The following is a 10,614-nucleotide window of genomic DNA, read 5'->3' as shown; positions in this document are numbered from 1 at the left end:
GCTGGCTTTGACCTTGATCTGGGCGTCGGCGGATCACCTCTGGCCTCGGTAAATCAACCAGACGCAACCGTGACTGTACCCGCCAATGGTACTGAATCTGTGCAGCTGCCAGTGACTCTGAAATTCACCGACCTGGCCAACGCGATTGGCGGCCTGAGCGGTAAAAATTCTGTTGATTACACGCTCGACGGCAATGTGCTCATGGATGTTCCAGTCATGGGCAATATCAGTATTCCCGTTAATTTCGCAGGCAACCTGCCGATACCGCAGCTGCCGGAGATTACATTCAGTGATATCAGCCTGTCGGATGTCAGCTGGAGCGGAGCCAAACTGATGCTCAGCCTGGACGTAGAAAACCCAAATGCTTTCGGACTGGATCTCAATTCTTTGGCCTATAACCTTCAGGCTGAAGGAAAGTCACTGGGTAAAGGTGCACTCAGCAGCGTTAAACTCGAGGAAGGCCAATCGCAGAAAATTGATATTCCTCTGGAGGTCAGTCTGACTAACCTGGGAATCAGCCTTTTCCGCATGCTGTCTGGTGGAGAAGCGGTCAAAGTGGGGATCGACGGCAGTGCAGACGTCACGCCTGACATTGGTCTCTGGAAGCCCGAGCCTCTTAAATTCAAGGCGGAGCGTACGCTGAATCCTTAACCGGGCGATTTATACCGGGTAGAAGGGATAATCCTGTCGGAAACGCTCCATAGAGAAGAGTTCGTCCAATTGCTCAGACAAACGACGACTCTTGCGGCCGTCCAGGCCCAGATATTTGAGTTCTGCCAGACAGTCGGGGCATATGCTGAGTGTTTTTTCAGGATCACGTGTGCTGACCTTGATGCTGTCAGCGTCCCGAAGCCGGTGGAGTTCGTGACAAGCAGCGAGGTGAATCTGCCCCTCCCCTTCAATCCATACCCTGGAATTCTTTAGTGCGAGTGTGCGGTCAGGGAGGATGCGTAATTGCCCGGGGAGCGCGATCAGTCTCCCTCTGGCCAATTGGTCACGTTCGCCGAATGTCAGCTGATGTTCAGGGTCGAATTCGACAAAATGTCCATAGCCGTCCGCTCCCATACGGTGCTTGAGCGCATTGAATTCCGACTCCTCAAGAAAGTTGTAGAGCTTCATGGCTGAACCCGGTCGAGTATCGTAGCAATGCGCCCTTCAGCATCGGTACGCACCCGGAACTCAACCCGCCGGGAAGCAGAGCCAAGCTCACTCCCCTCATCATCCCGTACGACCTTGGCAGAAGATAGGCCATTGGCCGTGAGATGCGCCTTCAACCAGTTTTTATCGTCGGCAACGGGTTTCAGTCCGAGCACATAGGCAAGCGTTGAGCGCGTGCGCTCCTGCGACAGATTCATATTAAGAATATAAGCTTCGTCCTCCGAACGTGCACCAAACCAACCACTGGAGGTATGCCCTTCAATGCGCACTTCGAGAATATCGTCGCGGTACTGCTCCTGAGTGATAATTCGCACATAGCGAGGGAAGAAATCATCAAGGATGGCCTGAAACTCTGGTTTGAGTTCTGCCTCCCCCTTATCGAACAGAACATCGGTGTTATTAAAACGGAAAGCCAGATCTTCATCGAGCTCAGCCCCCCATCGTGGCATGTCGTCAGCGAATTCTGTCTCAAGATCCTTGTACAACTGGGTGCGGAGCTGATCGTACAGGATCGCCACATCACGAATTTTATCGCGCTCAGTTTCGACATTGATCATAAAGACCACGGAGACCAGCATGAACACCATCATCAGGCCCGCCATTAAGTCAGAAACAGCCACCCAATGACCTTCGTGATCCTGCGAGTCATCCAGCTTCTGAGAGTCATCCAGCATGGTCAGTCCTCAACCTGTCTGGCCATATTCACCAACTCTGTGAGCTTGTCAGTGAGCGGGCTGTAATCAGAGACAAATTTTTCAGACAGTGCCGTTAATTGAAGACCGAATGCACGAAGCGCTTTATTAAGTTCTTCCTCCATGCCCGTATCCAGTTGAGCTACCTGACGTTCCAGGCGCTCACCCAGTTTCTGCATATGCTGCTGACTCTGCTGCTGTTGAGCCAATAGCTGCTCCTGGCTTTCTAACATCATGCTGTGTAACTGGGACGTGAGTTCTTTTTGTGTCTGGCTCAATTCTTCTGTCGCCCATCTCTGCTGAGACTGGACAGCATCCGACATACCCTGGGTAAGAACAGACAATCGCTCTTCAAGCTTCGGCAACCCTTCAGCCGCGTTATTTACCATATCCGCGAGGCTACCGAGCTGGGAGTGAATGTTCATACGCTGTGTTTCGAGGCCTGTCAGAAGCTCCTGTAGGGACTCCGAAATACCGTTGAACGCATTGGCGTTGCGAACCATGTATTCAAACGAGTTGCTCGCTTCTTTCATCAGGTTGGACGACCGTTCCTGCTCTGAAATCAGGTCGTCGAGCTGTGTCCGGTAAGTTTGCTGCCACTCCAGCATGGCAACAACGGATTCATTCAGCTGACGGAAGTTTTCCCCATACTGCTCATTAATCTTGGTATTGAATTCATTCATGACAGCGCGAATGGCTTCAACCAGTGCTTTGGCGTTCGCATCGGCCATCTTCTGCTGATAATTCGTCAATACATCAACAAGCTGGTCAAAGCGTCGCTGGGAAGATTGGTGTTGTTTCGCCAGTTCAGTGCGAAGGCTCTGTTCGGAGCCATCGTGTAATTGCTTCACCAGCGCCTGGAGAGAAAGGTCAAGATCATCAATAGTAGCGGCCCGATGCTGACTGGCCGCACGCCGGCCCGCCTGCTCGACCGCTGCTCGGATCTTAAGGGTCAGGGCAGCGAACAGACCCGCGATCGAAGTCCAGAAGGCCGTTTTGAGACCATCCATCAGTCGTGGGACACTGCCCTGAATATCTGCGGTGTCGAAATGCCAGAGGCCAAGTGCTACGCCAAGAAACGTACCGAAAATACCAATACTGGTCAGAATCGCGGGCGCGACTTCTGCTGTCTTCGAAGAATACCGGAACAAATGAAAGAAAATGCCAAGAGCAAGGACACCGCCAATAAGTACGAGCGTCCATACCGAAAATTGTTCCAACACCATAATACGCAGCCTGACAGGTTATTTATTGCATCACACAGAGTCAGTTTAGTCGTTATTTACGCTTTCGCCGGGAAGCTCGTTTCTGACACCAAAACCGCCAGTGCAAGGTGTTTGTGCCAGACCACACACAAAACAGCACAGGCTAGCGCGCGAATCAGCGAAATTATTGAAATCAAAGAAAAAATCCCACCCCGCTACACCCTAAGAAATTTACATTTGGGGTTTGCGAAGCAGTGATTTTACTGGTTAGAATGCCAGCCTCACGCGCGAGTGAGTAACCGCCTCGTGCGCTGGAAGTATGAAAAAACAGAAATAATAACGGCCCTATGGCCACCTTATTGAGGTACTGATATGACTACGACAATCTGGAGCCTGCTCCTTGTTGGCGCACTGGTCGCTCTGACTTACAAGCGTAGCTCGCTGAAAGTTGCAGCCGGTGTTATGGCTGCTTTTACAGTAGCTGCTTTGGTTTTCGGCGCAGCAACTGCTGTTACCGTAATCTCTCTGATCGCTGCTGGCGCACTGGGTGTACTGAGCCTCGATGGTTTCCGTACCAACACTGTGACTAAGCCGATCCTCAACTTCTACAAGAAGATTCTGCCGCAGATGTCCGACACCGAGCGTGAAGCTCTGGAAGCCGGTACTGTATGGTGGGATGGTGAACTGTTCTCTGGTAAGCCAAACTGGCAGATGCTGCTGAACCACCCTAACCCGACTATCCCACAAGAAGAACAGGACTTCCTGGACAACCAGGTTAAAACTCTGTGCTCTATGGTAGACGAGTGGGAAATCAGCCAGAACGGTGACCTCTCTAAGGAAATCTGGGAGTACATCAAGAAAGAACGTTTCTTCTCTATGATTATCCCTAAAGAGTACGGTGGCCTTGGCTTCTCTGCTCAGACTCAGTCTGCTGTTCTTCAGGCGCTGACTGTATCAGGTGCGACCTTCTCTACCGTAGGTGTTCCTAACTCTCTCGGCCCTGGTGAGCTGCTGCTGAAGTACGGTACTCAAGAGCAGAAAGATCACTACCTGCCGCGCCTGGCTGACGGTCGTGAAATCCCATGTTTCGGTCTGACTGGTCCACGTGCCGGTTCTGATGCGACCTCTCTGCCTGACGTTGGTGTTGTATGTAAGGGCACCTGGGAAGGTAAAGAAGTTCTGGGTCTGAAACTGAACTTTGAAAAGCGTTACATCACTCTGGCTCCAGTGGCGACTGTTGTTGGTCTGGCGTTCCGTATGTTTGACCCAGAAGGTCTTCTGGGCGACAAGAAAGACGTTGGTATTACCGTAGCTCTGCTGCCACGCCACCTTGAAGGTATGGACATCGGTAACCGTCACAAGCCAGTCGGTTCTCCGTTCATGAACGGCCCGATTTTCGGTAAAGACGTATTTATCCCACTGGACTTCATCATCGGTGGTGCTGACATGGCTGGTCAGGGCTGGCGCATGCTGGTTGAGTGTCTGTCTGTTGGCCGTTGTATTACTCTGCCAAGCTCTGGTGCTGGTGGTGGTAAGTACTCTATCGCGGCTACCGGTGCATACTCACGTATCCGTCGTCAGTTCAATGTGCCGATTGCTAAGCTGGAAGGTGTTCAGGAGCGCGTTGCGCGTATCGCCGGTAACACGTACACCGCTGGCGCTGCTGCACGCGTAACTGCGATCGCTATTGATGAAGGTCACAAGCCTTCTGTTCCTTCAGCGATCCTGAAGTACAACCTGACTGAAATCGCCCGTGCCGTTGCTAACGACACGATGGACGTTCATGGTGGTAAAGCCATTATCCGTGGTCCTAAGAACTATGTTGAGTCTGGTTACTCTTCTGTTCCTGTTGCGATCACTGTTGAAGGTGCAAACATCCTGACCCGCTCTATGATCACCTTTGGTCAGGGCGCGATCCGCTGCCATCCTTTCGTACTGCCAGAAATGGAAACTGCGAAAGCGAACGACCTGAAAGGCTTCGATAAGGCGCTGTTTGGTCACTTCGGATTCATCTTCTCTAACATGAGCCGTGCTCTGGTTCTGAACCTGACTAACGCAGCCTTCACTGGTGTGCCTGTGTCTGGTCCTACCAAGCAGTACTACAAGCAGCTGAACAAGTACGCCGCTTCTTTCGCAATCTGTGTCGACATCGCTATGTCTACTCTGGGTGGCGAGCTGAAGTTCCGCGAGCTGATTTCTGCACGTCTGGCGGACATGGTTTCTAAGATGTACCTGGCTTCTATGGTACTGAAGCACTGGGCTGACCAGGGTTCAAACAAAGAAGACCTGCCACTGGTTCAGTACTCTATCGAGAAGCTGTTCTTCGAATTCGAAGAAGCACATGAAGCCTTCCTGCAGAACCTGCCAGCACGTCCTGCTGCATGGCTGCTGAAAGTTCTGACTATGCCACTGGGCCGTCGTGCTAAAGCACCTAACGATAAGCTGGTCGCTAAAGTTGTAGACCTGGTTTCTTACCACACTGACACCCGTGAGCGTCTGATTCAGGGTGCCTACCGTGGCGAGAAATACGGTGCTGCATACGAGAACGGTCTGCGTAACCCGCTGGCTGTCTACGACAGCCTGCTGGATCGTGTTGAGAAAGCTGAGGGCATCTACAAGAAAATTGGCGATGCTATCAAAGCTGGTAAGTACGACGAAGCAACTCTGTCAATCGAAGGCCGTATCAACGAAGGTGTTGAGATGGGCATTCTGACAGCCGACGAAGGCGAGTTCATGATCGCATTCGAGAAAGATGTTCTGGAAATGGTACACGTTGACCACTTCCCTCTGGAACACTTCGGTACTGTTGCTGAAAACCACGACAAAGCAAAAAAGACCTCTAAAAAGAAGTCTGACGAAGCTACTGCTTAATTGCTGACGTCGTAAGAAGAAGCCCCGCCCTGCGGGGCTTTTTTGTGCCCGCTTTTCGGGTATTATCAAAACTCCAGCCAAGGGAGAGTTCGATGCTTATCAGCAATATGGAAGTCGTGCCGGGTAAGCGCATTACCCAGCATCTGGGAATGGTACAGGGCAGCACTGTGCGTGCTAAACATGCCGGTCGTGACATCATGGCGGGCTTTAAAAATATTTTTGGCGGCGAGTTAAAAGGCTATACCGAGCTCCTGAGCGAGTCCCGGGAAGAAGCCATCGACCGTCTTAAACAGCAAGCCGCTGCGCTGGGAGCGAATGCTGTCATCAACGTTCGTTTCTCCACCTCCTCCATTGCTGCCGGTGCTTCCGAAATTTTCGTGTATGGTACTGCAGTGCTTGTGGAAGATCGCTGATGGAACTGATCGTATTCCTTGTTCTCCTTGGGCTGGGTTACGTTTTCGGGCGGCTTTCCGAGAGTCGTCATTACCGCGCCATCATCCAACGCGAGCAGGAGCTCAGAGTGATCTCTGTTGTACCTGTCAAAATTCCTCCCCCAGAGTATCTCCGGCACGAGTCCACTCTGGTATGTGGTAGCGTCGTAATCTCTGTCGATTACTTCAAAACCGTCGCTGCCTCTTTGCGAAATATTTTTGGCGGCCGGGTCGGTGCTTACGAAAGTCTTCTTGACCGCGCCCGGCGGGAAGCTGTTTTGCGTATGCAGGACGAAGCACGTCAACTCGGTGCAGAGACCATCTACAACGTGAAATATGAAACCTCCCGCATCGGAGAAAATGCAGGCAAAGGTCTTGGCTCAGTAGAGGTGCTTGCCTACGGAACCGCACTGATAGCCAGCACGGCCTCTAAGTAGCTGTGAGCCTTAAGGATGAGTTTCCCAAAAGAAAACCCGCAGCTACCCGAGGGGATTAATAATCAGCACGAAAGTCCCTTCGTCGACTTCGTCATCATGGCGGGCGCTCTGCTGCTGGCAGTGGTCAGTCTTTCCTTCCTGATCGGCTGGGGGGCGGTGCGCATAGCCCCGACGGTGCCCTTTGAGTGGGAGCCAGATATTTCTCTGGCTCCCTCTGGATACAGTTCAGAAGAGGATCAGAGAATTGCTGACTACCTGCAGAGTCTGACCCAGCAGTTGATCCCGCAAGAAGCTGAAATTCCCTCAGTTAAGGTGCACTGGCTGCCCAATGTTGATGCCGCAAATGCCTTTGCGACTTCAGGCGGCAATATTCACGTTACCCGGGGTCTGCTTGATGCCGTCAACAGTGAGAATGGCCTGGCGATGGTGCTGGCGCACGAGTACGCCCACATTGAATTACGACACCCCGTCGTCCTTATGCTGGAGCAGATTGGCCACACATTAATCGCACTGCTCACAGGGTTTGATAACTCGTCTGCGGGGACTGTTGCACAACAGACCGGTTTTATCAGCCTGATGGCATTCAGCCGCGATATGGAGCGCGATGCGGATGAAAGAGCGGTGACGCTACTCAACGCCTACTACGGTCATTCCAGAGGCTCTGAGGAGCTATTTGAACATATCCTTACGACAGACAAGGACGCAGCCCACCAATGGGGCCTCTGGCAGTCTCACCCCGCAACCCAGGAACGCATCGAGTTTCTGGAGTCGCAAAAAAAGGGCGAAGATACTCACGTACCGCTTCGCCCTCTTCCTGCTTGGCTTGAAGAAGCCCTTAACAGCACCTCTTCAAACCGATAATCACCCGAGCAGATTACTGATTATCGAGGAACCGCTCTGCGTCCAGTGCCGCCATACAGCCCGTGCCGGCCGAGGTAATTGCCTGACGGTAGATATGGTCAGATACATCGCCCGCAGCAAAGACACCTTCAACGCTGGTTTGCGTGGCGTTCCCATGCAGACCACTCTGAACGACGATATAGCCGTCTTTCATCTCCAGCTGCCCCTCAAAGATGCCGGTATTCGGTGAATGACCGATAGCTACAAAAATACCTTCAAGGTCGAGTTCTTCAGTTTCGCCCGTCTCCCGGTTTTTAATGCGCATGCCGGTAACACCCATGTCATCGCCCAGCACTTCATCCAGCTCACTGTTCCAGCGGATAGTAACGTTACCGTTCTCTGCTTTATCGAGAAGCTTATCAGCCAGAATTTTCTCACTACGGAAACTGTCACGGCGGTGAACTACAACGACTTCAGAGGCGATATTAGAGAGATAAAGTGCCTCTTCAACGGCGGTGTTACCACCACCAATCACGGCGACACGCTTTTTGCGGTAGAAGAAACCGTCACAAGTCGCACACGCTGAAACGCCCTTCCCTTTAAATGCTTCTTCACTCTCAAGCCCAAGATATTTGGCACTTGCGCCTGTTGCGATGACCAACGAATCACAGGTGTATTCGCCGGAGTCGCCTTTCAACCAGAACGGACGCTGATCAAGCTTCACTTCACTGATCTGATCAAACACAACTTCAGTGTCGAAACGCTCTGCGTGCGCTTTCATGCGTTCCATCAGCTCGGGGCCCTGTACGCCCTGAGCGTCCCCCGGCCAGTTGTCTACCTCGGTTGTAGTGGTGAGCTGTCCGCCCATCTGCATACCAGTGATAATGACCGGGTCGAGATTAGCGCGAGCCCCATACACCGCTGCTGTGTAGCCAGCAGGGCCAGAACCCAGGATTAACATCTTGATATGGCGGGGATTACTCATCCGCTGTCTCCGTGAAAAAGTAAAAAGGTAGGTAACTAAACTGGGGCCGAAGTATAAAGAATCAAGGGGAGTCGCGTAACCCCGCTTAATGCCTACAATCAAGCTGTCTAACATGGCATTACAACAAATAACAATGCTGGCTTACATTGCCTTTCCCCTTTTAAATCAATGGGATGCATCAGGTTAAATTGAACAATGGTTCAACTGTCAAATTCTGTTCGTTGTCGAAAATTTAGCCATGGGTCAGGATTACCTCACAAAGCAATAACCCGAAGGCCATGAAAATGAGTAAACAACAAGAAATAAAGCAGAAGTCGCGCCTTGGCACGCTACTCATGCACAAAGGACTCATCACCCGTCGCCAGCTAGATGAAGCATTGGATCTACAAAGCACAAGCAAGCTGATGCTTGGTGAGATCATGGTCGAGAAGGGATGGATTACAGAGAAGCAACTCGATAAAGCACTGAAAGGCCAGTCACGTTATCGTATGGTAGCAGCTGTAGGTGCCGTGCTGCTTGGCCCTGTTCAACCTTTTGTTGCCAGCGCAAACGCATCCATCGACACGTCCATAGAGGCTGAGCAGTACGAAGCGAAACGTATTGCTGGTTTTGGCAACATGACGCCTATTTCTGAAGGCGATATGGCAGAGATCACCGGTCAGGGCATCAGTGAGAACGTTGCCTACCTGCAGGACGTCCTCAATGGCGACTCTGATGGCGCTGACGCTCCTGAAACAGCCACCATGACCGCACTACAGAGTATCTTCCCCGGTCTTAACATGCTGACAGACTACGAGATCAGCGATGTTGAGTACTATGGTGACGGCCCATCTGTGACCCTTCATGAAGATGGATCAATCGAAATGCAGGGCCCAAAACGCATCGGTGAGATTGCCTTTAAGGATGTCAATTTCCGGGGAGCTACAGGACCAGCCATGGGTGACCTGTCGATCAAGAACTTAAGCATGTCAGAGGGATCAACCATCACTCTGCGCACCCGCAACTAACCCTCTAAAAGCCGGGCGCAAAACGATCTAAACTAATTAGACCTTTTGCGCCTGTATTTTTCACCTTTCCTCTCTAGTCCGGACAATTGAAGCCGCCATCACCGCGTAATGTGAATTGAGTCACAATCACTAGTCATCCTCAGCCACTTTGATGTTTGATAGCTGAACAGCTTCTCAGACACTAATAAGAATATTCGAGGAAACTATGGACGCTTTATCTAATGGACTGAAAACCTTCCGTATCGCCTCAATGGTCTCAGCCATCGGCCTGAGTATTATATCGACATCGGCTTTCGCAGAGTTAAAACGCCCCACGGATCCCGATTCGCTCGCAAAACGTGTCGGCATGACCGCTATTTACGACGAAGGCATGTCGGGGGTGGTAGCTCAGGGATTCCAGGATGACATTGATTATCTGATGGAGGTTGTCGACCAAACAGGTCCTACTGATCAGGCACCCGAAATTGCCCTGATGGCGGTTCTCCAGACAGCAATTCCATTTCTCCCAGCATTCAGCGGCTACACGATCACTGGTATTGAATATGACGACCCTGAAGCCGAGCGGGTTATTTTCAATGCTGATGCCACGGTAACGCTTATATTACCGGATCGTATCGGCGAAATTGCCTACCGGGATTTTAAGGCACGAGACAGCTCAGGTGCCCCAATGGGGGACATTATCTTTGACGACGTACGCCTTCTCGAAAACTCAACTCTCAAGTTGATTGGGTCTGACTAACTCCTTGTCGAACGCAGCCATTATTGAGCACGAGCGCAGTCTGACCGAGAGACTGCGCCACTACCCCAGGCAGCCTTAATAGTGTCCAGACACAAAGCGCCCTTCCCTCAATTAACATCGATTTGCCCTGAACAAGGTCACATCTGACGTGGTCTGATAACTCCCCCAAAACCAGTAAGAAGGGAGTCACCGCGTGAACACCAATGGAAGAACATCAGGGCTAACAACGCTCATTCGGCTCAGCGTCAT

General features: G+C 51.6%; 11 protein-coding genes. 7 read left to right on the top strand and 4 right to left on the bottom strand.

Features of this window, described 5'->3' with window-relative positions; translation table 11 throughout:
• Positions 1 to 651, top strand: a 651-nt coding sequence (locus B2067_RS07745; RefSeq protein ID WP_301388019.1) for an LEA type 2 family protein, incomplete at its 5' end; no start/stop codon positions are given.
• A 9-nt stretch (positions 652 to 660) separates the two neighbouring features.
• Here the strand turns inward: B2067_RS07745 and B2067_RS07740 are convergent.
• The 3 genes from B2067_RS07740 to B2067_RS07730 are packed head-to-tail and all read right to left on the bottom strand — an operon-like array spanning position 661 to position 3,076.
• Positions 661 to 1,119 (bottom strand): hypothetical protein, encoded by a 459-nt coding sequence (locus B2067_RS07740; RefSeq protein ID WP_301388018.1) that lies wholly within the window; start codon positions 1,117 to 1,119, stop codon positions 661 to 663.
• Positions 1,116 to 1,832, bottom strand: a complete 717-nt coding sequence (locus B2067_RS07735) for an OmpA family protein (RefSeq protein ID WP_068441440.1) — start codon at positions 1,830 to 1,832, stop codon at positions 1,116 to 1,118. The genes B2067_RS07740 and B2067_RS07735 overlap by 4 nt, the downstream gene beginning before the upstream one ends.
• Before the next feature lie 2 nt (positions 1,833 to 1,834).
• Complete coding sequence (locus tag B2067_RS07730; protein WP_076515013.1) at positions 1,835 to 3,076, bottom strand: hypothetical protein; 1,242 nt, start codon at positions 3,074 to 3,076, stop codon at positions 1,835 to 1,837.
• 351 nt (positions 3,077 to 3,427) lie between these two features.
• Here B2067_RS07730 and B2067_RS07725 point away from each other — a divergent pair, with 351 nt between their 5' ends.
• The 4 genes from B2067_RS07725 to B2067_RS07710 all read left to right on the top strand — a co-directional run bounded on the left by B2067_RS07725 (position 3,428) and on the right by B2067_RS07710 (position 7,655).
• Positions 3,428 to 5,926 carry an acyl-CoA dehydrogenase gene (locus B2067_RS07725; RefSeq protein ID WP_301388016.1) on the top strand — a complete coding sequence of 833 codons (2,499 nt, stop codon included), beginning with the start codon at positions 3,428 to 3,430 and terminating at the stop codon, positions 5,924 to 5,926.
• 92 nt (positions 5,927 to 6,018) lie between these two features.
• Complete coding sequence (locus tag B2067_RS07720) at positions 6,019 to 6,339, top strand: YbjQ family protein (protein ID WP_068434926.1); 321 nt, start codon at positions 6,019 to 6,021, stop codon at positions 6,337 to 6,339.
• Complete coding sequence (locus B2067_RS07715; RefSeq protein WP_301388015.1) at positions 6,339 to 6,794, top strand: YbjQ family protein; 456 nt, start codon at positions 6,339 to 6,341, stop codon at positions 6,792 to 6,794. Before B2067_RS07720 ends, B2067_RS07715 begins: the two co-directional genes overlap by 1 nt.
• Positions 6,795 to 6,809: 15 nt before the next feature.
• A complete protein-coding gene (locus B2067_RS07710) occupies positions 6,810 to 7,655 on the top strand; it encodes a M48 family metallopeptidase (protein WP_297530301.1) in 846 nt (281 codons plus the stop codon).
• Positions 7,656 to 7,668: 13 nt separating this feature from the next.
• On the opposite strand, the gene trxB is transcribed toward B2067_RS07710, so the two are convergent.
• Positions 7,669 to 8,619: a thioredoxin-disulfide reductase gene (gene trxB, locus B2067_RS07705; RefSeq protein WP_297530302.1), complete on the bottom strand. Its 951-nt coding sequence runs from the start codon at positions 8,617 to 8,619 to the stop codon at positions 7,669 to 7,671.
• A 284-nt stretch (positions 8,620 to 8,903) separates the two neighbouring features.
• Here trxB and B2067_RS07700 point away from each other — a divergent pair, with 284 nt between their 5' ends.
• Entirely contained in the window at positions 8,904 to 9,626 is a 723-nt protein-coding gene (locus B2067_RS07700) for a hypothetical protein (RefSeq protein WP_301388013.1), read from the top strand.
• A gap of 205 nt (positions 9,627 to 9,831) precedes the next feature.
• Positions 9,832 to 10,365 (top strand): hypothetical protein, encoded by a 534-nt coding sequence (locus B2067_RS07695; protein WP_301388012.1) that lies wholly within the window; start codon positions 9,832 to 9,834, stop codon positions 10,363 to 10,365.
• Positions 10,366 to 10,614 lie beyond the last annotated feature (249 nt).

The organism is Thalassolituus sp. UBA2590 (assembly GCF_002339775.1).
Taxonomy (GTDB): Bacteria; Pseudomonadota; Gammaproteobacteria; order Pseudomonadales; family Oceanobacteraceae; genus Thalassolituus.
The sequence above is the reverse complement of the archived record's forward strand: the minus strand, read 5'-3'. Positions and strand labels throughout refer to the sequence as shown.

Coding starts and splice junctions, on each gene's coding strand:
- B2067_RS07725 (WP_301388016.1), top strand. CDS start 3,428: ATGACTACGACAATCTGGAGCCTGCTCCTTGTTGGCGCACTGGTCGCT.
- B2067_RS07730 (WP_076515013.1), bottom strand. CDS start 3,076: ATGGTGTTGGAACAATTTTCGGTATGGACGCTCGTACTTATTGGCGGT.
- B2067_RS07710 (WP_297530301.1), top strand. CDS start 6,810: ATGAGTTTCCCAAAAGAAAACCCGCAGCTACCCGAGGGGATTAATAAT.
- B2067_RS07715 (WP_301388015.1), top strand. CDS start 6,339: ATGGAACTGATCGTATTCCTTGTTCTCCTTGGGCTGGGTTACGTTTTC.
- B2067_RS07720 (WP_068434926.1), top strand. CDS start 6,019: ATGCTTATCAGCAATATGGAAGTCGTGCCGGGTAAGCGCATTACCCAG.
- B2067_RS07700 (WP_301388013.1), top strand. CDS start 8,904: ATGAGTAAACAACAAGAAATAAAGCAGAAGTCGCGCCTTGGCACGCTA.
- B2067_RS07740 (WP_301388018.1), bottom strand. CDS start 1,119: ATGAAGCTCTACAACTTTCTTGAGGAGTCGGAATTCAATGCGCTCAAG.
- B2067_RS07695 (WP_301388012.1), top strand. CDS start 9,832: ATGGACGCTTTATCTAATGGACTGAAAACCTTCCGTATCGCCTCAATG.
- trxB (WP_297530302.1), bottom strand. CDS start 8,619: ATGAGTAATCCCCGCCATATCAAGATGTTAATCCTGGGTTCTGGCCCT.
- B2067_RS07735 (WP_068441440.1), bottom strand. CDS start 1,832: ATGCTGGATGACTCTCAGAAGCTGGATGACTCGCAGGATCACGAAGGT.